Raw genomic sequence first — 24829 nt, forward strand, 5'->3', positions numbered from 1 at the left:
GACCATAAGTATTTACATTAATAATCTTATTTAACTATTTGGAGGCAGAATGAAAAAAGGATTCATTACACTGGCAATCCTGATCACAGCAGCAATCATTAGCGGTAATGCATTTGGGGCCGATGTGGCCAAAATCGGCGTAGTCAATTTCCAAAAGGTTCTCAAGGAATCCAGCGCCGGCAAACTGACCCAGAAGGAACTTAAGGCCAAATGGACTGAACTTCAGAAAAAACTGGAAACCGAAAAGCAGGAAGTTGAAAAAATGTCCCTTGCACTGGAGCGGGAGTCCCTGGTGCTCAGCGCTGAAAAAAAACGGGACCGCCAGCGGGAATTGAGGGACCGGGTATCTGACCTGAAAAAAATGAATGCAGATTTCACAGAGGAGTTCCAGATTCTCCAGAGAAAAAAGGTCAGCCAGATCGAAAAAGACGTGTTTGAACTTACCAATGAACTGGGTAAGACAGAGGGCTTTCTTTTGATCCTGGAACGGAAAACCGCCGGCGTCATTTACGCGCCTGCCCAGGTGGATATTACCGACATGGTCATCAAGAAATACAACGAGAAGGTTGCCAAGAAAAAATAATTGCCTATGCTGACTATTCGCAGGATAGCCGATATGGTCGAGGCCCGCATTGAGGGAGACCCCGGGTATGAAATTACCGGGGTCTCCTCGTTTGATGATGCCGGCCCGTCAGATCTGGCCTTTGCAGTGGACCAGGGGTATTTGTCAAAGCTGGATAAAACCAGGGCAGGCGCCGTGATGGTTCCTGAAACATTTGCCCCAGATACGGTGTTTCAAGGCACGCTTCTTTTCAGTTCCAATCCAAAACTTGCCTTTTTTAAGGTAGTCGATCATCTCTATCCCGGAGCTCCCCTTGCAGAAGGCGTTCACCCCAGTGCTGTGATCGGAAAAAATTCAGTGATTGGCACCGGCTCATGCATCGGCGCCAATGCCGTCATCGGCGACAATGTAGTTATCGGCGACCACGCCCATCTTATGGCGGGTGCCTTTATTGGAGACCATTGCCGAATCGGGGAGGGCTGTATCATCAAGCCCAACGCCGTTGTCATGGATAAAAGCCTGCTGGGAAAAGGCGTGATCATCCATCCCAATGCCGTCATTGGTTCAGACGGCTACGGGTTTGCACAGGATGGCGACCGCCACACCAAACTGGCCCACACCGGCTATGTGGAAATCGGTGACAATGCTGAAATTGGCGCCTGTACCACCATTGACAGGGGAACCCTGGGGGTTACCCGTATCGGTGCCGGAGTCAAGACCGACAATCAGGTCCATATTGCCCACAATGTTAAAATCGGCGACAATACCCTGGTGGTCGCCCAGGTGGGAATTGCCGGCAGTACCCAGGTGGGTGATAATGTGATCATCGCCGGGAAAGCCGGTGTTTCAGGCCATCTCAAAATCGGGGACGGGGCCATTGTGGGACCCTATGCCGGTGTTTCAAAGGATGTCCCCCCCAATGAAATTGTTTCGGGTATTCCCCATATGCCCCATAAAACCTGGCTGAAAGTGGCCAATATTATTTCCCGCCTACCAGGAATGAGAACCAAACTGCTTTCCCTTGAAAAAAGACTCAAAGCGCTTGAAAGTAAAACAACGGAGTAAGTATGATCCATCCAACCGCGATTATTGATTCATCGGCCCAAATCGATGAAAACGTCACCATTGGGCCCTACACCATCGTCAAAGAAGATGTCTGTATCGGCGCCAACACCACCATCGGCCCCCATGCCACCATTGAAAACCATGTCACCATCGGCCCGGACTGCCAGATCTCCCAATACGCCTCCATCGGTGGTGACCCCCAGGATCTTAAATTCCACGGTGAAAAAACCTATCTGAAAATTGGCCGGGGAAGCATTATCAGAGAGTTTTGCACCATCAACAGGGGGACCGGATTCGGCGGCGGGGTCACAGAGGTCGGCGAAGAAAACTATCTTATGGCCTATACCCATATCGCCCATGACTGCAAGACAGGGAAGGGCGTCATTCTGGCCAACAATTCCACCCTGGCCGGGCACATTGAAATCGGCGACTATGCCACCGTGGGAGGACTGGTGGCCATCCATCAGTTTGTAAAGGTCGGCGACTATGCCTACATCGGTGGGAAATCCGCCGTGGTAAAGGATATTCCCCCCTATGTGATCTGTGCCGGCGACCGGGCCACACTCCACGGCCTCAATAACGTGGGACTCAAACGTCATAATTTCCAAAAGAATACCATCAGGCAGCTCAAAAAGGCCTACCGGATCTTTTTCAGGATCGGCCTCACCGTGACCCAGGCCGTTGAACGGGCCAAGGCCGAAGTGGAACAGACACCGGAGGTTATGGCATTCATGCGGTTCATCCAGGATTCCAACCGCGGGGTTACCCGATAGAATCATGGACGGCAGCAGTCCTGAAATATCTTTGGGCCCCATCGGCCTGATCGCAGGAGGGGGGCAGTTCCCCCGCCTTTTCTCAGCCAAGGCCCGTCAAAGAGGCTATACGGTCATCGCAACCGGTTTTCATTCGGAAACCGATCCCGGGCTTGAAGGCCGGGTGGATGAGTTCAAATGGCTATATCTCGGCCAGATCAATAAATTGGTCAAATATTTTAAACGAAATGGTGTCAGCCGGGCGGTGATGCTGGGCTCTGTGAGCAAAGCAAATATATTCAAAGATATCCGCCCGGATTTCAAGGCCCTTGCCTTTATTGCAAAAACCGCCCGCACCCATGACGACAGTATCCTTTCTTCCTTTGCCGATCTCATGGCAAAGGAGGGCATTGAGTTGCTGCCTTCCACTTTTTTGCTGCCAGAGCTGATCAGCCCCAGGGGGTGTTGGACAAAAAAGCAGCCGGACAAGGCCCAGCAAAAGGATATCCATCAGGGCTGGCATCTGGCCAAGGCAGTGGGAAACCTGGACATCGGCCAGTGCCTGGTGATTTCCAACGGCACTGTTCTGGCCGTTGAGGCCATTGACGGCACTGATGCCACCATTCTCAGGGGCGGTAAACTTGCCCGGGGCAACGGTGCTGTGGTGGTGAAACTTTCAAAACCACAGCAGGATCTTAGGTTTGATTTGCCTTCGTCGGGGTGCACCACCATTGAAACCATGAATCGTGCCGGTGCCGATGTCCTGGCCCTTGAGGCCGGGAAATCCCTATCCTTTGACAGGGAGGAAATGATTGCCCTGGCAGATAAGTATAAGATTTCGATCGTATCCTTAACAGAAGAAGATATCCCATGACATCTGAGCCAATGCGGATTCAGCCCGTGAAACCAGCCCCCGGGAACAGGGCTCCCCATATTATGATCCTGACCGGGGAACCCTCGGGAGACTTCCATGCCGCTCCCCTGATCAGGGCCCTTAAAAAGCTTGTGCCCGGCATCCGCATCTCAGGTATCGGCGGTCCTGCCATGGCCGGGCAGGGCGCTGAGATCTTTTTCCCCATTGAACGGCTTTCTGCCATGGGACTGATCCAGGTCGCCCGGCAGTTCTCCACCATCCGGCAGGCTTTCAGGACGGTTCAGCAGCGTCTCAATATCGACCGGCCCGATGTTCTGGTTCTTATCGATTATCCGGGATTCAACCTCCGGGCAGCAAAATATGTACATGAAAACCTGGATATACCGGTGTGTTATTATATCGCCCCCAAGGCCTGGGCCTGGAATGCATCCCGCTTCAGCAAAATAAAAGACTATACGGACCATGTGGCCCTGATCCTTCCCTTTGAGCTGCCCATTTATAAAAAGCTTAAAATTAGCGCCACCTATGTGGGAAACCCCCTGGTGGACGAATATCCGGCTCCCCCCTCAGGCCAGGACAACAATGTTGGCTGCCAGAACGGGTTTCCTGTCATCGGTCTCCTTCCCGGCTCCAGGTCTTCTGAAATTAACAAGCTTCTGCCGGTGATGCTGGATACGGCCCAAGAAATTGTCAAGGTGCACGGAAAGGCCCGCTTTTTGATATCTTCTGGAATCGCCCAGTATGACCAACGTATCCGCCAGATTCTGGAAGACCATCCCATCCGCCAGTCCTGCAGCATTGTTTCAGGCCGCCCTGCCGCCATATTTAAAACGGCGGACATGCTCATAGCGGCATCGGGAACGGTTACCCTGGAAGCTGCCCTTTGTCAGGTGCCGACCATTATCGTTTATAAACTTTCACCCTTGGCCTTTGCCCTGGGCCAGCTGCTGGTTAAAGTAAAATACGCCGGCCTTGCCAACCTGATTATGGGGCGGGAGGTCATGCCTGAGCTGCTCCAGAAGGACGCCAGTCCTGAAAAGATTTCAAAAAAGGCGTTTTCCATACTCTCCGATCTAAGTGCCCACAGAAGACAATTGGCCCAGGTTCGCCAGCGGCTGGGCACGCCCGGTGCACCGGATCGAACCGCGAAAATTATTATAAATATTATGGGGAAAGAAAGGAAACCGGGGGCTTAAATACCTATTTGACAAACCCATGGCAAAGTGATTAGAGTGAATCAGACCATCATATTAATCTAAGAGGATTTAAATTTTCATGACCTTTGAAGTGACCCTGTTGCTCATCTGTCTTCTATTGTCCGGTTTTTTTTCGGCTTCGGAAACAGCACTTTTTTCGATTTCAAAAGTCAAAGCACTACATGTGGCCAAGGACGGTTCCAGCACAGGCCGCCTGATTATGGAGATGAAAGAGGATTCCCATACACTTCTGACCACGATTCTCATCGGCAACAACCTGGTTAATATCGGTGCGTCTGCCCTGGCAACATCCCTGGCTATTTCCTATTTTGCCTCCAACGCCGTCGGCATTGCAACCGGTGCCATGACCCTTCTTATCCTGGTCTTCGGGGAAATTTTTCCCAAGTCCTTTGCCAACCACAACAATGTGCTGGTATCCAGGGGGGTGATTTATCCCCTGTACTGGCTGTCAAAACTTTTCTTTCCCCTGATCTTTATTCTCAATTTTATTCCCAAACTCCATGGGACCATTGATAACGCCCAGGAGGCCGTTACCGAAGATGAACTTATGACCATGGTTGAGGTGGTTGAGGAGGAAGGGGAAATCAAAGTGGAAGAAAAAGAGTATATCACCAGCATCTTTGAGTTTGACGATACCTCCTGTTCAGAAATCATGACCCCCAGGGCGGATATGTTTGTGGTGGATGTTTCCCAGGGCCTGGATATCCAGGATGTGCTTAGAACCGGCTTTTCAAGAATACCGGTGATAGAGGATACCATTGACAATATCGTTGGGATTCTTCATGTGAAGGATCTTTTCGCAAAGTTCCAGCGCCAGGTTGAATCGGGAAAAAATGTCGGGGACCTTGAATTGAAATCCATCATGAAAAAACCCTATTTTATCCCGGAATCCAAAAAGCTGGATTCCCTGCTCCAGGCCTTTAAAACCAAGAAGAACCATATGGCGGTGGTGGTGGATGAGCACGGCGGGGTCTCAGGCATTGTCACCCTGGAGGACGTGGTGGAAGAGGTGTTTGGCGAAATTGTCGATGAGACCGATCATAACGCCCCTGACATTGTTCAGTTAAAGGGGAAAAAATGGCTGGTCTCCGGACGGATGGATGTGGATGACCTGAACAAGGCCCTTGATATTGAAATTCCGGAATCCGCCAACTACGATACCATTTCAGGTTTTTTTCTTGAGCAGATCGAGCGGATTCCCCAACCGGGAGAGTTCATTCGGCTGGATGACTGGGTGATTACGGTGAAGGACATGGACGGTAACCGGATAAAATCCTTTATCGTCAAACCTGCTGACAACCAGGACGCCAAGGGACTCGGATAACCAAGGAGTGAAAAAATAAAAAATCAGGGATATTTACTTGACAGATGAAAATCATCTGTATAAGCTTCTTGGACCTTAAAAAAACGAATCGGATTAAAAGATGAATTTTACCTTTGGCAGATATTTTTATTTTAGCAGCTTCTTTAGAAGGGAGCCTGCCTGCCGGTGGTGAATCAACCTTAACACCCGAGACCCCGATCAAAAAACCGCAGCAGGCAGACGCCTGGTGCGGTTTTCGCGTTTTTGGGGGGGAGGGAATGATCCAGGAACCTTAGACTATGGAAATACCGAAAGAGAAAAAAGTGGATGATACCCAAGCCAATTCTCTGGCACCTTTGAGGGAAGAGATCGACCGGATTGATGCCAGGATTCTGGAGCTGATAAACCGGCGCCTGAACATCGGAGAACAGGTGGGCATGGTTAAAAAGCAGAAGGGCAGTCAGATCCTTGACCGGGCCCGGGAACGGATGGTGGTTGAAAACCTGTTTAAAATTAACCAAGGCCCTGCGAACCCGGAGCTGATCCAGTATATATTTAATGTGATCATCACCGCCACCAGGGAAATCCAAAAGCCTAAGACCATCGCCTTTTTAGGACCTAAAGCAAGTTACACCCATATTGCCGCCCTGAATCATTTCAGGCATTCCGGTGATTTTGCTGAACAACCCAGCCTCTTTGATGTATTCCGGGAGGTAGAACGGTCCCAGGGTCATTACGGGGTGGTACCGGTGGAAAATTCCATTGAAGGGGCAGTGAATCATACACTGGACCTGTTTACTGAGTTTGACCTGAATATATGTGCCGAGCATTACGAACCTATTTCCCACGACCTGCTTTCCATCACCGGGGAGCCGGACGATGTCAGAACCATTTACTCCCATCCCCAGGCCATTGCCCAGTGCAAGGGGTGGATTCGTAAACACTTCCCCGAAGCCGAGGTGCTGGAGACAAGTTCCACTTCCAAGGCAGCTCAGATGGCCGCCGGGGACGAAACCGTTGCGGCCATCGCTTCCCAAAAGGCGGCCCATATTTATGAACTGCTGCCCGTGGCGTCAAAAATCGAAGACCGGGGGGGGAATATTACCCGGTTTTTGGTCATTGGCAAGGATTCCCCGGAACCCACCGGCAAAGATAAAACCTCAATTATGTTTGCCACCTCCCATACCCCGGGGGCGTTATTCAAAGCCCTGGCCCCCATTGACAGGGCCGGACTGAACATGGTGAAACTTGAATCCAGGCCCACCCGGCACCACAACTGGAGCTATTATTTTTTTATGGATATTGAAGGCCATATCAAAGAAGCGGCGGTGAGCCGTACAATTGACGAAATCAGGTCTGCAACTCTTTCGCTCAAAATTCTGGGGGCATATCCCATATTTAAAAAAGAGGAGCCCCTCCCATGACCCATTGTTTAATCGATACCTCCACCGCCCTTTATTGCGTGCTTGGGCGTCCGGTTGCCCATTCCAAAAGCCCAGCCGTCCATAACAGGGCGTTCCGGGAAGAAAAGATCAATGCCGTTTACCTGGCATTTGAACCCGAAAATATTGAAAAGGCCGTCATGTCAATCAAAACCCTTTCCATCCGGGGGGCTTCTGTGACCATTCCCTTTAAGGAATCTGTCATGGCGTATCTGGACTGGATTGATCCCCTGGGATTGGAAATCGGGGCGGTAAACACCATCGTCAATGAGGACGGTGTCCTCAAGGGCTATAACACTGACTGCCGGGCGGCTATTGATCCCATCCTGGGCCTGGGCAGCATCCGGGATAAACGGGTTTGCATTGTCGGGGCAGGGGGAGCGGCCCGGGCCGTCGCCCACGGGGCCGCAAAGGAAGGGGCAAAAATTATTGTCACCAACCGGACCCAGGAAAAGGGGCTGGACCTGGCAGACCGGGTATCCGGAGAATTTGTTCCGGCCAAGGAAGCTGAGGATATACAGGCGGACGTGGTGATCAACACCACCAGCCTGGGCATGGTGCCCAATGACCAGGTCTTGAGTTTTTCTGAAAAGGCCCTTCGGCCCGGTATGCTGGTCATGGATGTGGTGTATGCGCCCATGGATACCTGTCTGCTGAAAACCGCCAGGTCAAAGGGATGCACCACCATTGACGGGTTGACCATGTTCCTGGCCCAGGCCGCCGCCCAGTTTACGCTGTGGACGGGCAGGATTCCTGATATCGAACTGATGAGAAAAGACATATTGGGCTGATGCGCCCGAAGGAGAAAAAGATGAAGCAGCTGAGTCCCCGGAATATCCCAGACCAGGTGGTCCGTATTCCCGGATCCAAAAGTATCTCGCACCGAATGATGATCTGCGCGGCCCTGGCCCGGGGAAAATCGGATATTTACAACTCCCTCGAAAGCGATGACCTCGCCTTGACCCGGCAGACCCTGTCACATATGGGGGCCGGTATCCACAGAGCCGGTGAGGACCATTATGAAATTACCGGTTTCGGCGGCCGCCCAAGGCCCTATCCAGAGCCCATTTACCTGGGTAATTCCGGCACCTCCATGCGGTTGCTGGCCGGCATTGCCGCCCTGGGGGATACCGCCTATACCCTGACCGGGGATGAGCGCATGTGCCAGCGGCCCATGACCGAATTGCTGGAGGCCCTGAACCTGATCCAGATTTCGGCGTATTCACGCAACGACCAGGGCACCCCCCCTGTCGTCATCCAGGGGAACAGCCGCATGGGCGGTAAAACCCGGATCGACTGCTCCAGGTCAAGTCAATACCTTTCCGCCCTGCTCATGGCAGGCGCCCTTTTCGACCAGGGCCTGGTCATTGAACTGGACGGCCCTCCGGTATCCCAGCCCTATGTTGATCTGACCCTGGATGTCATGCGGCAGTTTAATGTGACGGCTGAAAGGGTGTCAAATATCAGGTATGAGGTTCCGGGCCGCCAGGCATATGTCCCGGGTAAGAGAATCGTGGAGCCGGATATGTCCAATGCCGGTTATTTCTGGGCGGCCGGGGCGGTTAGCGGCAAAAAAATCGGGGTAGACAATATTGGAGAATCACTTCAAGGCGACCTGAAACAGGTGAACATCCTGGAGAAAATGGGCTGCCATGTGCAAAAAGAGGGCAGGGTGCTCTCTGTACAGGGCGGTGCGCTTACCGGTGTGGATGTGGACATGGCCGACACCCCGGATGCGGTGCCGGCCATTGCCGTTGTGGCAGCCTTTGCCAAGGGCAGGACCCGGATCCGCAATATCGGCCATTTGCGGATAAAGGAATGCGACCGCATCGATGCGGTCTGCTCCCAGCTGGCCAAAATGGGTGTCCAGGTCAGCCAGGGGCCGGATTCCATGGAAATTACCGGAGGCAATCCCTGCGGTGCCTGTATCGAAACCTTTAACGATCACCGCATTGCCATGGCATTTTCCGTGGCAGGACTCGTGGTGGCGGGTATGGAAATTGAAAATCCCGGCTGTGTTGAAAAATCCTTCCCCACCTACTGGCAGATCTATGATGCGCTCTGATAAATTGTTGCCTGTGTTCCTCGTCGGCTACCGGTGTACAGGCAAAACCACCATCGGCAGGCTTCTGGCCCGGGCCCTCGGCCGCCCCTTTGTGGATACAGATACCGCCCTTGAGGCCCGGTTCAATATTTCCATTGCCCAAATGGTTGCAAACAAGGGCTGGGACCATTTCCGGGAAATGGAAAACCGGGTGCTGACCTCCCTGGATATCTCTTCGGCACCGGTGGTGGCCACAGGCGGCGGTATTATCCTGGCGGAGAAAAACAGGGTGTGGATTCATGATTCCGGCATCTGTGTATGGCTCCATGCCGATGTGTCCACACTGCTATCCAGATTGTCCAAAGACGCAGAACTAACGGATCACCGACCGGACCTCACCGGCCACAGCCTGGAAGAGGAGACCCGTGAGATGCTGGACATCAGAACGCCATTATACCGGGAAATGGCCCAAATAATTGTAGACACGGCCCGATATACACCTGAAGACGCGGCCCACCACATCATAAGGAGGCTTGAAAATGAGCGGCTCTAGCTTTGGAAAAGCGTTTCAAATATCAACCTTTGGCGAATCCCACGGAAAGGCCCTTGGGGTCGTTATCCAGGGCTGTCCCCCGGGTCTGGAAATAGATGAGGCTGTAATACAGGCTGCTCTGGACAAACGGAAACCCGGAAAGGGGCCGGCATCCACCAAGCGTAATGAGCCGGACCGGCCCAGGATACTCTCCGGTACCTTTGAGGGCAGGACAACGGGCACCCCCATTATGATACTCATTGAAAACAAAGATGCCAAATCCCGTTCCTATGCAGACATTGCCCATGTTTTCCGCCCAGGCCACGGAGACTATACCTATTTTAAAAAGTACGGGATCCGGGATTACCGGGGCGGGGGCAGGGCCTCTGCCAGGGAAACCGCCGCCCGTGTGGCGGCAGGGGCTGTGGCCCAACTGGTCCTGGATCCCCATAAGGTTTCCATTGAAAGCCATACCCTTGCCATGGGCGGGATCCATGCCCAAACCTTTGACAGAAACGTAATCGATGAAAATCCATTCAAAATGGCTGATGCCAAGGCTGCGGAAGCTGTCGCCCAAAGGGTTGCCAAGGTCAAGGAAGAGGGAGATTCCCTTGGCGGAATCGTGGAAATAAGGGCGGTAAATGTACCGCCGGGGCTGGGTGATCCGGTATTTGACAAACTTGACGGAGAAATTGCCAAGGCCATGATGAGTATCGGGGCTGTAAAGGCGGTTGAAATCGGTGCAGGGATCCGGGCGGGCGAATTAAAGGGATCGGAGAACAACGATGCCATGACCCTGGACGGATTCCAGTCCAACAATGCGGGTGGCATACTGGCAGGCATTTCAAACGGAGAGGATATCGTTGTCAAGGTTCATGTGAAACCCATTCCCTCCATCCTCAAACCCCAGGATACCTTAAGGGAGGACGGCAGTGCCGCAGTGGTCTCAACAAAAGGGCGGCATGATATCTGTGCCATCCCCAGAATAAACAAGGTCTGTGAGGCCATGCTTGCGCTGGTTCTCACAGACCATTTGTTAAGGCAGACCTGCCAGAATTGTATTTCAGATTAAACCGGGGCTTTTTCCACGATATCGGTTTCAAGTTTGTCTGCAATTTCAATGGCGGAGTTTAGGGCATCGTTGATCATGAAAAGCTGGATTTTAAGGGTTTTCAAGGATGCCGGAGTCGCTGAGATCTTGTCTCCGGAGGAGAGGATGGAGGCCAGCTGATTGGCTTTTTTGGAAAACTCGGTCAGCCGTTCGCTGAAGTTGATGATTTCACCGGCCCAGTTGTCCCGTTCTTCCTGACTCAGTTCGATGTCGGCGTTTCCGGTTCCGTTGATGAGGTGGTCAATCTGGTAGTCCTCGGGGTTGGCGATGATCTCGTACATAATGTTCTCCTTTTCGTGGGTGGTTTATCCTGTTGAAGGACATGTGACGAACATGGGTAAAAGGATAAGTAAGCCTTGAACTTAAGTCAAGTTTAGTGGCTGAAAACATTAGGTATTCAGGAGGGACTAAAAGGAGATTCCCCCCATGCACGCCCGGTGCACGGGGGGAACGAATTTTTCATCGCCAGTGGGGATATTGAATGGGGCTTCAGTATTCAGCCCCATTCTTTTTGGTGATGACTTAGGCCGCATCGGCCAGAAGGTGGTTGAGTATTTCGCCCTGGGTATAAATAATTCTTAAAATGGACAGGTAATAGGTGTATTCCGCATTGGAAATCCGCCGTTCGGCTTCCACCAGCAGCGTGTTGGCATCCATGACATCAATACTGTCGGCCATGCCGTATTTGAACTGCATCTGAACGGCATTATAGTTTTCCTGGGCTGACTTGAGTTCGTCGGCCAGATTGATCAGGGTGTTTTTAGCGGTTTCGAATTCCAGGTAGGCTTGGGTGGACTGCAGAATTACCGCCTTTTCCTGGTTGGCCAGGGACTGTTTTGCCTGGCGCTCTTTAGCCAGGGCCTGACGCACCTGGGCCCGCCGCAGGCCCCCGTCAAAGAGGGTGAAGGTCAGCTGGGCCTGGACATAGGCATTCTCAGTATCATAATCTGCATCCGGATCGCTTCCCCTGTCATATTTGATGTCATTTTCATTGTAGCCCCCTTCAAGGGCTATGCTGGGCCAGTAGTCCCCCTTTTCATACTCAATGGTCCGGTGGGCTATTTCCAGGGCCTTTTTGGCCTCCTTTATTTCGTATCTGCTTTCCAGGGCCTTGGCTCTGATGTCATCCTTGTTTATTTTATAGTCTTCAAAGCCTTCAATATCCTCGGCAGAGACCCTGAAGCCCTCTTCAATGCCGGTGAGCCGGACAATGCTGGCCTTGGCGGTTTTTACATTGTTCTGGGCCACAATTTTATTGGTCCTGGCCTTGGAAAGTTCTGCCTCGGCGCGGTATAGGGCGGTCTTGGTGACATTGCCGACACTCAGTTTTTCTTTGACAGAATTCCTGTAGGCCGTAAGCCTGTTAACTTCCGCATCTGCCACTTCCACCAGACGTTTGCTGCTAAGGGTCTGGATATAGGCCTGGGCGACCTGGAAAATGTAATCGGACCTTACCGCTTCCTTGGCCAAGATCGAGCGTTCAATCCCCTTTTTACTGACGTCATAGGCAACGAGCTCCCGGCCGTTGAGGGTAAATGACTGGGTGAGCTTGCCGCCCATTGTAGTGGTGTCCGGCGATGTCTGTTCGTCGTTTTTATAATTTAAATAACTGCCGAAAAGCGTGGCGCGCGGGAAGAGTACGGATTTTGCCCGCTCCTTTTCCTGCTCGGCAATATACTGGTTTTCTTCTGCTATTTTAATGGTTTCGGCATTTTCATTTGCCTTTTGGCACAGTCCCTTGAGGGTGTAAAGGGGCTGGGAAAATCCCGGGGAGACAGAGGCTGCGCAGATTAGCAGCAATGATAAAAGAAAAATGATGGTCCGTTTCATGGATGTCCTCATACCTAGACGATTATAGAATATTATTACAAATAAACCGCTCCAACATAATATGGCGGCTGGTTTTGGTCAAGCCCTGTGTCCGGGCAACGGCCCGGCCTTTCATATCAGTTTTATTCTCCCGTGCAAAACTTTGCCGAGAAGAATAGAAAAATACCTTATTCTATGCTATTAATCACCAAAATTCTTGTAAAGAAATGTAATTGAAAAAGGAGGATAAGGTGAGTATTGTACCGGGAACTGAATATGAAGGCCTGCCGCTGGTCAGGCAGGGTAAAGTAAGAGATATTTTTGATACGGGCGACGCCCTGATTATGGTAACCACAGACCGGCTGTCCGCCTTTGACGTGGTCCTGCCCAATACCATTCCGGATAAGGGAAAGGTGCTGAACCAGATTTCCGTATTCTGGTTCAAGCAGATGGAAGATATTGTGAAAAACCACATCATTTCAACCGATGTGGCGGATTATCCAAAGGAATTCCAGAAATATAAGGATGCCCTTGAAGGCCGGTCCATGATGGTGAAAAAGGCCGAGCCAATGGCCGTGGAGTGCATTGTCCGGGGCTATATTTCAGGTTCCGGGTGGAAATCCTATCAAAATGAAGGCCATGTCTGCAATATCCGGCTGCCCAAGGGGCTGAAGGAATCCGACCGGCTGGAGACGCCATTGTACACTCCGTCCACCAAGGCTGAGATCGGCGACCACGATATCAATATCAGTTTTGAAGAAACCGTAAATATCATCGGCAAGGAGAATGCAGAAAAACTGAGGGACCTCAGCCTTGAAATCTATAACAGAGGTGCAAAGCTGGCCCTTGAAAAAGGCATCATCATCGCCGATACCAAGTTCGAATTCGGCATGCTGGACGGGGAAATCATCCTCATTGACGAAATCATGACGCCGGATTCATCAAGATTCTGGCCCCTGGATGACTATGCGCCCGGCAGGGGGCAGAACAGCTTTGATAAACAAACGGTCCGTGACTGGCTGACCAATTCCGGATGGGGCAAAACCCCTCCGGGACCTGAGCTGCCGGCGGAAATCATTGAAAACACCAGCAATACCTATAAGGAAATCTTCAACCGCCTCACCGGGGAGACCATCTAATCTTACAATGGTTCTGCGGGTATAGCTGCACACTTCAAAATCAACTTTCGGGCTGAAAACAGGAAGTATCCCGCCCGGACTGCTCCAAGCAGCCCGGGCGGGATATTTCCGGAACAAAAGCATCGCAACGTTTGCTGGATCTTTGCTCAGAGCCATCGGACGTATTTTCCCAGATTCCCTTTTCAGCCCTCCATATTCAGCAACGGTAAAAGGATTTGACCGGCGCACGGGAAGGGGGAGTTTAAAAATGGTCTTAACCGGGACAAGCACCCTTAGATAATTCAGGTAGCCGCCATGAACCTTTTCAAATCCCTGTGTCTTTGGACTGTGGGCATTGTTTTTTTTATATTTTGTTTTCCTGTATTGGTCGTTAGCCTTGCACTGCTGCCCAGGGCAAGGACGTTCCATCTGGCAAGGCGGCTGTTCGCAGTGCTCATTCGCTTGATGGGTGTTGAGCTCAGGGTCAAAGGACGGGAGAATATTGACCCCGATACCACCTATCTGATCATGGGCAACCATGAGAGCCTGTTTGATCTTTTCGTGATCCCCGCCGCGATTCCCCTGGTATTCACCGGGGTGGAGGCGGCCTATCATTTTTCCATTCCGATCTGGGGATACCTGATCCGGAAATGGGGCTGCATCCCAATTCGGCGAGGTAACCTGGAACAGGCCAAGCAGAGCCTGGAGCAGGCCCGAATGACCCTGGCAACAGGGCTTTCCATTGCCATTTTGCCTGAAGGGCACCGTACCCGTACCGGCAGGATGGCCCCCTTTAAAAAAGGACCTTTTCACCTGGCCAAAAATACCGGTGCCCCCATTCTTCCCTTTGGGATTTCCGGGCTCTACGATTACCAGCAGCGGGGCGGTTTCGTCCTAAAGCCGGGCAGGGTGACCGTCACCATTGGCCGTCCCATTCCCTTTGAGCGTTATGATTCGATGTCGGTTGAAGAACTGCGGGCCTTTGTTTTCGATTGTATCAGGACGCTGTCGGTTTTAAACCGTTGAAAAATAAGCGCCCGGAGGCCTAAGGCCGTCCGGGCGCGGTTGAACAATGAATTACCTACTTATTCTTTTTCGGCGTTTACCTGTTCGATTACCTTTTTGGCCAGGTCGCCGGGGACTTCATCATACTGCTCAAATTCCATGGTAAATGTACCGCGGCCGCCGGTCATGGAGCTTAGATCCGGGGCATAGCGGAGCATTTCAGACATGGGTACCAGGGCGTTGATGATCTGTTTGTCATCCTCGGAGTCCATGCCAAGCACCCGGCCGCGCCGGGAGTTCAGATCGCCCATGATATCGCCGGTGGCATCGTCGGGCACCTTGACGGAGACCTTCATGATGGGTTCAAGCAGGGTGGCCTTGGCATCGGCGGCCGCATTTTTAAAGGCCAGGGAGCCGGCGGTCTTGAATGCCATTTCAGAAGAGTCCACAGCATGGTATGAACCGAAGTCCAGGGTGGTTCTGAAATCCACACAGGGGAAGCCGGCGAGGATTCCTTTCTGCATGGCATCCCGGATACCGGCTTCTACGGCGGGGATATAGTTTTTGGGGATTACGCCGCCCACAATCTTATCAACGAATTCGTATCCGGATCCTGCGGGAAGGGGTTCAAGTTCAATCCAGCAGTCGCCGTACTGGCCATGTCCGCCGGACTGTTTCTTATGCTTGCCCTGAACCCGGACTTTTTTCTTGAATGTTTCCCTGTAAGCCACCTTGGGTGTGGCAATGCTCATCCCGACATTGAATTTACGCTGGATTTTTTCAGCCGTAATTTCGATGTGGACCAGGCCGCGGCCGGAAAGAATGGTCTGGCGGGTCTCTTCTTCCCGCCTGAGCTGGAGGCCCGGATCCTCTTCCAGGATCTTACGGATGGCTTCGTGGATTTTATCCTCATCCTTTTTCTCTTTGGGGGAAATGGCAAAAGAGATGCAGGGCGGCAGGGGCTCAGGAGCAGGAATCTGGACATCCTGTCCGGTGGTCAGGGTATCGCCCGTGAGCGTATCTTTCAGTTTGGCAACGGCCACGATGGCGCCGGGCAGTGCCCCGTCGATCTGTTTCTGATCTTTTCCTGCAATTTCCAGAAGCTGGGAAAATCTTTCCTTGGTGCTCTTGGTGACGTTAAGGATGTTGCCCTCTTTGCCCAGGGTTCCGGAGATGACGCGGAACAGGGAGAGGCGGCCGGCATAAGGATCCACGATGGTGGCAAATACAAAACCTGTGAATTCGGCATCGGGATCCGGGGCAATTTCAACTTCGTTGCCGTCGGCATCTGTGGCAGTCCAGGGGCCGCGGTCCAGGGGAGAGGGCATGTAATCGTTGATAAAATCAAATACCACATCAAGGCCGATCATTTTTGTGGCGGAGGTGCAGATGGCGGGGTAGAATTCCGCATTCAGCACGCCCTTGCGGAAGGCGCCTTTGATTTCTTCTTCGGTCAGTTCTTCGCCTTCCAGATATTTTTCGAGCAGATCATCATCGAGTTCTGCTACGTTTTCAACAAATTCTTCTTTGGCCATGGCAATGTCGTCGGCCATGTCCGCGGGGATGTCAATCTGGCTAGCCTTGCCGTCTGCATCATATTCAAATGCCTTGCCGGTGACAATGTTGACCAGGCCTTTGAAATCGTCTTCTTTTCCAATGGGATAGCAGACGGGAATAACTTTCTTTTTCAAGGAGGTGTTGCAGGCATCAACGGCAGTGGTGAAGTCGGCCCGCTCCCGATCCAGCTTGTTAATGATGACAAAACCGGGAAGGTTGTAATCAAGGGCGGATGCCGCTGCTTCTTCAGTCATTGCTGAAGGTCCGCCTACGCCGTCGATGACGAATGCCATGCTGTCGGCAACGGGAAAGCATGTTTTGGAAGCAGAGAAGAAATTCTGGTCACCCGGGGTATCCATTAAGGTAATCGTATGTTTGTTGTGGGTGTATTTAATGAATGATGTGTTGATACTCTGCTGTTTTTTGGTCTCTTCAGGCTGGAAATCCATTACGGTATTTCCCTCTTCAACCTTGCCAAGGCGTTTGGTTACCCCGGCTTTAAACAGCATAGCCTCAGCAAGAGTAGTCTTGCCTGCACCTCCATGGCCGGCCAGGGCCACATTTCTCATTGTTTTGATTTCTTCGCTCATTACTGCTCCTTTACACAATTATTAATGCTTCAAATTTACGGTCTATCTTTTAACATTTAAATTTATGCTGACAGCTTTTTACAGCGTATAGAGTCTTTGACTTATCCTTTCATTTTTTAGGGTTTCTCGCCATATACCGCCGGCCGTTTCTTAACCGCCGGCTAACAGTATCGAATGACATAACCATCTATATCTGGTTTTGTCAACGATTTACTGGAATTTGAAAATTAAAGCAGAAGAGGGGAGGTTGCGCTTAGATCCGCTGGAGGAATATGATGTATTCCTCATTGCCTTTGGGACCGAGAATGGGAGAGGTGACGGTGTCGTTGACCCGGTAGCCCCGATCGGAAAAAAAGGTTTTGATATCTTCCACGACCTGGGCGCGGACAGCCGGATCTTTCACCACGCCGCCCTTGCCCACATTCTCGCGGCCGGCCTCAAACTGGGGTTTGATTAGGGCGAGGATAACGGTGCCGGGCTTCATGAATTTTTCTGCGGCTGGAATCACAGTTTTAAGGGAAATAAAGGAGGTATCTGCCACCACCATGTCCATGGGTTCGGCCACAAGGTCCGGTGACAGATGGCGGATATTTGTCCGTTCGATCACCACCACCCGGTCATCCTGACGCAGTGACCAGTCCAGCTGGCCGTATCCCACATCCACGGCGTATACTTTTTTTGCACCGGATTTAAGCAGGCAGTCGGTGAATCCGCCAGTGGAGGCGCCGATGTCAAGACAGATCTTGTCAGCCGCGCTTACCGGGAAGGTGGTAAGTGCCTTTTCAAGCTTGAGGCCGCCCCGGCTGACGTAGGGGTGGTCATCCACTTTGACCTTGATGGCGGCATCAAGGGTGACCTGGGCACCCGGCTTATCCACCGGCATATCATTAACCAATACCTTGCCGGCCATTATCATGGCTTTGGCCCGATCCCTGGAACGGATCAGGCCCCGTTCCACAAGGACCAGATCCAACCGTTTTTTATTGGCTTTACCCTTTTTGGCCATGATAAAGTTCCAGTCCTGCATCAATGATTGCCTGGGCATCCACATGATAGTCTTTGCGAAGCTGGTCCTGGCCGCCGTGCTCCACAAAGGTGTCGGATATGCCGATACGTTTAAAGGCCATTCCGGTGCATCCGTTGTCGCAGAACATCTCCAGTACAGCGGAGCCGAATCCGCCGGCAAGCACGTGTTCTTCAACGGTGATCACCTTTTTTATGGACCCGGCCAGGTCAAGGAAAAGCTGTGAGTCCAGGGGTTTTACAAACCTGGCGTTGACCACCGTGGCTTGGATGCCCTGTCCGGCTAATACTTCGGCGGCGGCAAGGGCGTCATTTGCCGGCTGTCCGGCGGCAATAATCATCAGGTCCCTGCCTTCCCTGACGACCTTGGCTTTACCGATATCAAGGGCCGGGGCGTCAGGATCAATGGCGACTCCCTGTCCGGCTCCTCTGGGGTAGCGCAGGGCAATGGGGCCCTTGTGGGAAAGGGCTGTCCTGAGCATCCGTGCCAGTTCATTTTCATCCATGGGGGCCATCACCGTCATATTGGGCATGGCGCGCAGATATGAAAAATCGAACAGGCCGTGGTGGGTGGGACCGTCTTCTCCGACAATACCGCCCCGGTCAAGTGCGAAAACCACAGGGTGGTTGTCTATGCAAACGTCATGGAGTATCTGGTCATAGGCCCGTTGGAGAAAGGTGGAATAGATGGCTACCACCGGCCGGGCGCCCTTGGAGGCAAGTCCGGCGGCAAAGGTTACGGCATGCTGTTCTGCGATTCCCACATCGAAAAAACGATCGGGGAATTCGTTGGAAAACCGGGTCAGACCGGTTCCTTCAGGCATGGCGGCGGTAACGGCCACCACCTTGTCATTTTCCCTGGCAAGCCGGATCATATGGTCCCCGAACACCGAGGTGTAAGAGGGAATTTTGCCGGCTGTTTTATTGCTCTTGCCCGTGTCCACGGCAAAGGAGCCAACCCCGTGGAAATAAACGGGATTTTTCTCTGCCGGTTCATATCCTTTTCCCTTTTTGGTGGTGACATGCAGCAGCACGGGGGAATCGGGGTTTTTGATATTGCTCAAAATATTGATGAGGTGGTCCAGGTTGTGACCGTCAATGGGGCCGAAGTAATCGAAATTAAAGGCTTCGAAGAGCATTCCCGGGGTCACAAAGGTTTTAAAGGATTCTTCCCAGCGCTTTGCCCAGCCATACATGTCGTCCCCGATTTTGGGGACGGCTTTCAAGACCTGGCCGAACTGGTTTCTCATATTCTGCAGGGCCTTGTTTGAAAAGGTCCGGGAGAGGTAAGAGGAGAGGGCGCCTACATTGGGGGATATGGACATATCGTTGTCGTTGAGGATGACGATGAGTCCCCGCTTAAGGTCGCCGGCCTGGTTGAGACCTTCGTAAGCCATCCCTGCGGTCAGAGAGCCGTCACCGATAACGGAGATGACGTCGGAGTCATCCTGGTTCATGTATTTGGCGCAGCTGATGCCGAGTCCGGCTGAAATGGAGGTTGAAGAATGGCCCACTGTAAATCCGTCACAGGGGTTTTCCTTTATTTTGGCAAACCCGGAAATGCCTTTGTACTTTCTGAGGGTATCGAAATCCCTGTTTCTGCCGGTAAGCAGTTTATGGGCGTATGACTGGTGGCCCACATCCCAAACCAGGGTGTCTTTGGGAATATCGAAAACGTAGTGGATGGCCAGGGTCAGCTCCACCGCGCCCAGGCTTGAGGCCAGGTGGCCGCCGTTTCTGGATACCACATCAATGATCCTGTGCCTCAGTTCATTGGCCAGAATGCCCAGATCGGTTCTGGATAGCTCTTTTAAATCCTCGGGGGAGTTGATCTGTTCAAGAAAGTTCAATATGACAATACCTTATATTAGTTGATTGGGCTTATCGTTTCCGGTTTACAATATACCTTGCAATGGCCCTCAAGGGGTCGGCGCTGGCTTTAAATCCGGCATGGTCCAGGGCGCTGACGGCGTTATCCGTCAGTTCCAGGGCAAAGGCCTTGGAATTGTCAAGGCCGATGATGGCGGGAAATGTCATCTTGTCATGGAGGGCGTCGGATCCGGCTGCCTTTCCCATGATCTCGGGGTCGCCTTCCACGTTCAGGATATCATCCATGACCTGGAAGGAAAGGCCGATATACCCGGCGTAGTCGGTAAAAGCCTTAAGGATCTCAGGGTCGGCACCGGCACTGACGGCACCGGCTTCCACGCTGGCCCGGATCATCATTCCGGTTTTATGCTTGTGTATTTTTTTCAGATGATCCAGGGCCTGATCTTTATTCCCTAAATCTTCGGGACCCATGGATTCGGCCTGCATATCCAGCATCTGGCCTTCCACCATTCCGTTTACACCTGCCGCCCGGGAAATCCTGTCTACAAGCGCCAGCCGCAGGGCAGAATCGGGATAGGTGTCAAAATAAGGAGACGGATCCGCCAGGATGCTGAAGGCATGGGTGAGCAGCCCGTCTCCGGCCAGGATGGCCGTTGCCTCTGAAAATTTCTTATGGCAGGTGGGCAGGCCCCGACGCAGATCATCATCATCCATGGCCGGCAGGTCGTCATGGATTAGAGAGTAAGTATGGATCATTTCAATGGCGCAGCAGGCGGGCAGGGCGATCATTGGATTTTCTTCCAGGGCCTGGGCCGCAGCAAGGGCAAGGACGGGCCTGACCCGTTTGCCGCCGGCCATGAGAGAATGGGCCATGGCCTGGACAAGTTCCCTTTCCGGATCAAGGCGCCCCAGAATTTTTTGCAGGCTGTTTTCAACCAGTATCCGGTTTTCCTTCAGGTAATCCGCAAGATTGAATTCAGATAAAGTTGAATCGGTCATGTCAGCTTACTCCGTCTCAAAGGACGATTCTTTGGGGTTTCCCTCTGCATCCAATGTCAGCAGGGAAATCTTTTTTTCGGTCTTATCCAGAATGTCCAGGCAAAACCGCGTCTGGGCAATGCCTGTTTCATATTTTTTTACCGACTGTTCCAGGGTCAGTTCTCCGGATTCCATTTCCTTGACGATTTCTTCAAGCTGTCTGAGTGCCGTTTCAAAAGTTTTTTTTGCCATACCTAATTATTATCCTTGTTTATTCCACCCGGGTAACCAGACGGCCGTTGGCCAATATGGTTTCAAGGCGATCGTCTTTTTCCACCTGCGCGGGATCCATTATTACCTGGCCCGAGGACAGGTCACGGGTAATGCTGTAGCCCCTGGCCAGCACTGATGATGGATTCAGGGACTCCAGCCGGCCTGAGGCTTCCCTGAGGGAGGACCTGAGCCGGTTTATTTTATTGGCCATGGCGCGATCCATGGCTGACTGAAGGCCGGCGACCTGGTTTTTATGCTCAGAAATTCTGGATGGGGGCAGGGTGGTGTTAAGGGTTCGGCGCAGCCAGTACAGCCGCTCCCTGTCCCTGTTAATTTTTTGGGTCATGGCCAGGTGAAGACGGGATTCAAGCTCGCCGGTCCTAAGCCTGTAATCATCCATCACCCGTGCCGGGCTTTTCAATCTGGATTCATAATCTTTGACCTGGCCGGCCATGGCCGCCAGGCGCCTTGCCATGGCCCGTTGTGCAGTATCTGCCAAGGTTTTGATCCGGTGAACCAAGGCCGCTTGGTCCGGCAGGGCCATTTCTGCAGCAGCCGAGGGGGTAGGGGCCCTTAGGTCGGCAGCAAAGTCTGCGATGGTAAAGTCAATTTCATGGCCGACACCGCTGATGATGGGAATATCAGATTCAAAAATTGCCTGTGCAACGGTTTCCGTGTTAAAGGCCCAGAGATCCTCAATTGAACCGCCACCCCTGGCCAGAATAATCAAATCACACCGCGTGAGTGCATTGGCGGTCTTTATGGCGGCTGCAATTTCGTTTACCGCTGCATCCCCCTGGACTTTCACCGGAAGAATTTCAATGGGTACGCTGGGACACCTGCGGCCGGCAACGTTAAGTATATCCCTGACGGCCGCACCGGTACCGGAAGTAATAAGGTTGACGCGCTGCGGCAGAAACGGGATTTCTTTTTTTCGGTCCGTATCAAACCAGCCCCTTGCCGACAGGGTTTGCTTAAGTTCTTCGAAGGCCTGTTGCAAAGAACCTGCACCATCAGGTTCCATATGTTCAAAGATGAGCTGGTAATTGCCCCTGGGTTCATACAGGGAAATTCTGGCCATGCCTTTGACTTTCATCCCGTTTTCAGGGACAAAGCGCAGGTTCCGTTTTTGATTTTTGAACATGACACAGGAGATTACTGCATCGGCATCTTTTAAGGAAAAGTATGAATGTCCCGATGCCGGGGTGACATAATTGGAGACTTCACCGGTGATCCATAGAAAAGGATACCGGTTTTCCAATAAGTTTTTTATCTCCCGGGTCAGCAGTGCAACCGTGTATATTTTTGCGGAGTTTTTCTGTGCTGAATTCATCCTTCATGTCCAATGCCGTGCAAAGTTCATACTTATAGGATGAAAGCCTTAAAAAAGTCAATAAATCTGAAAAACATATTTTGTCCGATAATATATATTATGTAAACTTTTATTATTGGCACTCAAGAACAGAGATGTGGATAGATGGCATGTGAATGACCAAATTGTAATCTTGAATTCTCCCCTGCCCGTGTTATATTACCGGAAAAGAGATGCAAAGAAACCAAACCCAAAACGAAAGGATAATCATGAACGCGAACCTCTCTTTTCAGCAAACCGGCGTGATGACCCATGTCAACGCCTTTATCAGAAGCACATACAATTGGATGGCCATCGGCCTGGCGGCCACCGGCCTGACTTCATATTTTATCTCTTCAAGCCCGGCTGCCCTGCAGGTGATTTTCGGCACGCCCATGATGCCTTTTATTCTTTTCATAGGGCTTGTACTGCTTTGCGGTTTCCTGGGTGCCAGGGTTCATAAAATGCAGGCCAGCACAGCAACCGGACTCTATATGGCATTGACTGTGCTTTACGGTGTCTGCCTTGCCCCGATTTTCCTGATGTATACGGCCACCTCCATTGCTTCGACCTTTTTTATCTGTGCCGCTACATTCGGCAGCGCCAGTATTTACGGTATGGTTACCAAAAAAGACCTGACCGGTATGGGACAGTTTCTGATGATGGGTCTGATGGGTATAATCATCGCCATGGTCATTAATATTTTTATAGGCAGCTCTGCCATGCAGACCATGATTTCCATGATTGCCGTTGTTATATTCACCGGGCTGACGGCCTACGATACCCAGAAATTGAAATCCATGGCCCTTACCATTCCCGACAACGCCACCGGTGCCATGATGAGAAAAGGCGCGCTCATGGGCGCATTAAGCCTCTACCTTGATTTCATGGGTCTTTTCGTCCACCTGCTCAGCCTCCTTGGTGTGGCAAGGGATTAACTCCGGAAATCAGATAGATCCAACCCAAAAGTTAAACGGCGGTGAATGGCAATTATTCAGCCATTCACCGCCGTTTTGTTTTTTTAGATACCGGCGGTTTTGCCTCAATTGGCTTATATGCTCTCCTGAATGGCGGCGCATATTTTTTCACAGGATTCCCGGGTCAGACCTTCTTCCGGGCCTTCCACCATCACCCTGAGCAAGGGCTGGGTGCCTGAATAGCGGACCAGCACCCTCCCCTCTTCTCCCAGGCGGGTTTCAACCTCTTTGATTGCATCTGCAATTGTGGCTATCTTGGTAAAATCAGGCCGGGATGCATCCACTTCAACGTTCATCAGGATCTGGGGATAAACCGTCATGATTTCTGATAGGCTGGACAGGGAGTTTCCGGTACCTGCCATGACCTCAAGCAGCTTAAGGGCCGACAGCATGCCGTCGCCGGTGGTATGCTCGTCAAGGAAAATCATATGGCCGGAATCTTCCCCCCCTATAACCGCTCCTTTTTCCTGCATCCGTTCCAGCACCTTCCGGTCGCCTACGTCGGTGATTTCATGGCAGATGCCTTGGTCTTTCAGGGCATTCACCAGGCCGATGTTGCTCATGATTGTACTGACAACTGTGTTGTTGGCCAGCCGCCCTGCCCCTTTGGCATAATCTGCGCAGATGGCCAGTATCCTGTCACCGGTGATCTTACGGCCCCGTTCATCCACTGCGATAAGCCGGTCGGCATCCCCGTCAAAAGCGAGCCCTGCATCTGCCCCGGTTTCCAGTACTTTGGCCCTGAGGGTCTCAGTATGCTGGGAACCGCAGTTGTGGTTGATGTTGATTCCGTCCGGTGAATCATTGATAAATACGGGGTCAAATAGCTGGGAATTGAATATCAAGGAAGCACAGCTCGCTGCGGCACCGTTGGCCAGGTCCAGGACCAGTTTGAGTTTGATATTCCCGGGTTTCCTGAATGGAAACTTGTTCATCAAAAAATTTGAATAACGCTCGCAACCATCTGAAATCTTGTCTATTTTGCCAACGGCTTCTTGTGGAACAATGGCCTTCCCAAGGAGTTTGGATTCAATCTCTGCCTCCTGGTCGTCGGTGAGTTTGATCCCTCCCTTTTGGAATATTTTGATTCCGTTGTCATAAAAGGGATTATGGGAGGCGGAAATCATAATGCCGGCCCCGGCATTTTCCAGGACCCCGCTGAGGTAGGCCACGCCGGGGGTTGGAATCACTCCGGCCAGCATGGCATCCACCCCCATGGAGGCAATGCCGGCCGCCAGGGCGGCTTCAAGCATCTGTCCTGAGATCCGGGTATCTCTGCCGATAACGATTGCGCTATTCCCGGCTTCTTTGACCAGCAGCGCCACTGCCTGACCGGTCTTCATGGCAAGTTCACAGGTCATGGGGTGGGTATTTGCCCTCCCCCGGATTCCGTCGGTACCAAAAAGTTTTCCCATG

23 protein-coding genes are annotated in these 24829 nt (G+C 52.0%); 14 read left to right on the forward strand and 9 right to left on the reverse strand.

Annotation, left to right across the window (positions count from 1 at the left end):
- Nucleotides 1-49: 49 nt before the first annotated feature.
- From HUN04_00185 to aroC, 11 genes are all read left to right on the forward strand, one after another.
- Complete coding sequence (locus HUN04_00185) at nucleotides 50-583, forward strand: OmpH family outer membrane protein (protein WDP88249.1); 534 nt, start codon at nucleotides 50-52, stop codon at nucleotides 581-583.
- Between the two features lie 6 nt (nucleotides 584-589).
- The gene (gene lpxD / locus HUN04_00190) at nucleotides 590-1627 is read left to right on the forward strand and encodes a UDP-3-O-(3-hydroxymyristoyl)glucosamine N-acyltransferase (GenBank protein WDP88250.1); all 1038 of its coding nucleotides are present in this window, start codon (nucleotides 590-592) and stop codon (nucleotides 1625-1627) included.
- 2 nt (nucleotides 1628-1629) lie between these two features.
- The gene (gene lpxA / locus HUN04_00195) at nucleotides 1630-2400 is read left to right on the forward strand and encodes an acyl-ACP--UDP-N-acetylglucosamine O-acyltransferase (GenBank protein ID WDP88251.1); all 771 of its coding nucleotides are present in this window, start codon (nucleotides 1630-1632) and stop codon (nucleotides 2398-2400) included.
- 4 nt (nucleotides 2401-2404) lie between these two features.
- Nucleotides 2405-3253 (forward strand): UDP-2,3-diacylglucosamine diphosphatase LpxI, encoded by an 849-nt coding sequence (gene lpxI, locus HUN04_00200; GenBank protein ID WDP88252.1) that lies wholly within the window; start codon nucleotides 2405-2407, stop codon nucleotides 3251-3253.
- An 11-nt stretch (nucleotides 3254-3264) separates the two neighbouring features.
- Nucleotides 3265-4449, forward strand: coding sequence for a lipid-A-disaccharide synthase (gene lpxB, locus HUN04_00205; GenBank protein WDP93104.1), 1185 nt, complete (start codon nucleotides 3265-3267; stop codon nucleotides 4447-4449).
- A gap of 79 nt (nucleotides 4450-4528) precedes the next feature.
- Nucleotides 4529-5794 (forward strand): HlyC/CorC family transporter, encoded by a 1266-nt coding sequence (locus tag HUN04_00210; protein ID WDP88253.1) that lies wholly within the window; start codon nucleotides 4529-4531, stop codon nucleotides 5792-5794.
- A 278-nt stretch (nucleotides 5795-6072) separates the two neighbouring features.
- Nucleotides 6073-7197 (forward strand): prephenate dehydratase, encoded by a 1125-nt coding sequence (pheA, locus tag HUN04_00215; protein ID WDP88254.1) that lies wholly within the window; start codon nucleotides 6073-6075, stop codon nucleotides 7195-7197.
- Complete coding sequence (gene aroE, locus HUN04_00220) at nucleotides 7194-8006, forward strand: shikimate dehydrogenase (protein ID WDP88255.1); 813 nt, start codon at nucleotides 7194-7196, stop codon at nucleotides 8004-8006. Before pheA ends, aroE begins: the two co-directional genes overlap by 4 nt.
- Before the next feature lie 20 nt (nucleotides 8007-8026).
- On the forward strand, nucleotides 8027-9280 hold the full coding sequence (aroA, locus tag HUN04_00225; protein ID WDP88256.1) for a 3-phosphoshikimate 1-carboxyvinyltransferase: 1254 nt from the start codon (nucleotides 8027-8029) through the stop codon (nucleotides 9278-9280).
- A 4-nt stretch (nucleotides 9281-9284) separates the two neighbouring features.
- Nucleotides 9285-9812, forward strand: a complete 528-nt coding sequence (gene aroL / locus HUN04_00230; protein ID WDP93105.1) for a shikimate kinase AroL — start codon at nucleotides 9285-9287, stop codon at nucleotides 9810-9812.
- Entirely contained in the window at nucleotides 9799-10863 is a 1065-nt protein-coding gene (gene aroC, locus HUN04_00235) for a chorismate synthase (GenBank protein ID WDP88257.1), read from the forward strand. Before aroL ends, aroC begins: the two co-directional genes overlap by 14 nt.
- Here the strand turns inward: aroC and HUN04_00240 are convergent.
- Both HUN04_00240 and HUN04_00245 read right to left on the reverse strand, forming a co-directional pair.
- Nucleotides 10860-11183 (reverse strand): hypothetical protein, encoded by a 324-nt coding sequence (locus HUN04_00240; GenBank protein ID WDP88258.1) that lies wholly within the window; start codon nucleotides 11181-11183, stop codon nucleotides 10860-10862. The two genes, aroC and HUN04_00240, sit on opposite strands and share 4 nt — an antisense overlap.
- A gap of 241 nt (nucleotides 11184-11424) precedes the next feature.
- A complete protein-coding gene (locus tag HUN04_00245) occupies nucleotides 11425-12732 on the reverse strand; it encodes a TolC family protein (GenBank protein ID WDP88259.1) in 1308 nt (435 codons plus the stop codon).
- Between the two features lie 230 nt (nucleotides 12733-12962).
- On the opposite strand from HUN04_00245, the gene HUN04_00250 reads away from it, so the two are divergent.
- A complete protein-coding gene (locus HUN04_00250; GenBank protein WDP88260.1) occupies nucleotides 12963-13850 on the forward strand; it encodes a phosphoribosylaminoimidazolesuccinocarboxamide synthase in 888 nt (295 codons plus the stop codon).
- A gap of 429 nt (nucleotides 13851-14279) precedes the next feature.
- On the forward strand, nucleotides 14280-14855 hold the full coding sequence (locus tag HUN04_00255; GenBank protein ID WDP88261.1) for a 1-acyl-sn-glycerol-3-phosphate acyltransferase: 576 nt from the start codon (nucleotides 14280-14282) through the stop codon (nucleotides 14853-14855).
- A gap of 59 nt (nucleotides 14856-14914) precedes the next feature.
- On the opposite strand, the gene fusA is transcribed toward HUN04_00255, so the two are convergent.
- The 6 genes from fusA to HUN04_00285 all read right to left on the reverse strand — a co-directional run bounded on the left by fusA (nucleotide 14915) and on the right by HUN04_00285 (nucleotide 22418).
- Entirely contained in the window at nucleotides 14915-16981 is a 2067-nt protein-coding gene (gene fusA / locus HUN04_00260) for an elongation factor G (GenBank protein ID WDP88262.1), read from the reverse strand.
- 253 nt (nucleotides 16982-17234) lie between these two features.
- Nucleotides 17235-17987: a TlyA family RNA methyltransferase gene (locus HUN04_00265; GenBank protein WDP93106.1), complete on the reverse strand. Its 753-nt coding sequence runs from the start codon at nucleotides 17985-17987 to the stop codon at nucleotides 17235-17237.
- Nucleotides 17971-19854 (reverse strand): 1-deoxy-D-xylulose-5-phosphate synthase, encoded by a 1884-nt coding sequence (locus tag HUN04_00270; protein WDP88263.1) that lies wholly within the window; start codon nucleotides 19852-19854, stop codon nucleotides 17971-17973. The genes HUN04_00265 and HUN04_00270 overlap by 17 nt, the downstream gene beginning before the upstream one ends.
- Nucleotides 19855-19885: 31 nt before the next feature.
- Nucleotides 19886-20833 carry a polyprenyl synthetase family protein gene (locus HUN04_00275; protein WDP88264.1) on the reverse strand — a complete coding sequence of 316 codons (948 nt, stop codon included), beginning with the start codon at nucleotides 20831-20833 and terminating at the stop codon, nucleotides 19886-19888.
- Between the two features lie 6 nt (nucleotides 20834-20839).
- Nucleotides 20840-21064, reverse strand: a complete 225-nt coding sequence (gene xseB / locus HUN04_00280; protein WDP88265.1) for an exodeoxyribonuclease VII small subunit — start codon at nucleotides 21062-21064, stop codon at nucleotides 20840-20842.
- Between the two features lie 19 nt (nucleotides 21065-21083).
- Nucleotides 21084-22418, reverse strand: a complete 1335-nt coding sequence (locus HUN04_00285) for an exodeoxyribonuclease VII large subunit (protein WDP88266.1) — start codon at nucleotides 22416-22418, stop codon at nucleotides 21084-21086.
- A gap of 248 nt (nucleotides 22419-22666) precedes the next feature.
- Between HUN04_00285 and HUN04_00290 the strand changes: the two genes are divergently transcribed.
- On the forward strand, nucleotides 22667-23374 hold the full coding sequence (locus tag HUN04_00290; protein ID WDP88267.1) for a Bax inhibitor-1/YccA family protein: 708 nt from the start codon (nucleotides 22667-22669) through the stop codon (nucleotides 23372-23374).
- 113 nt (nucleotides 23375-23487) lie between these two features.
- Here HUN04_00290 and glmM read toward each other — a convergent pair whose 3' ends face one another.
- A complete protein-coding gene (glmM, locus tag HUN04_00295) occupies nucleotides 23488-24828 on the reverse strand; it encodes a phosphoglucosamine mutase (protein ID WDP88268.1) in 1341 nt (446 codons plus the stop codon).
- Nucleotide 24829 lies beyond the last annotated feature (1 nt).

This window comes from Desulfobacter sp. (assembly GCA_028768525.1).
Lineage (GTDB): Bacteria > Desulfobacterota > Desulfobacteria > Desulfobacterales > Desulfobacteraceae > Desulfobacter.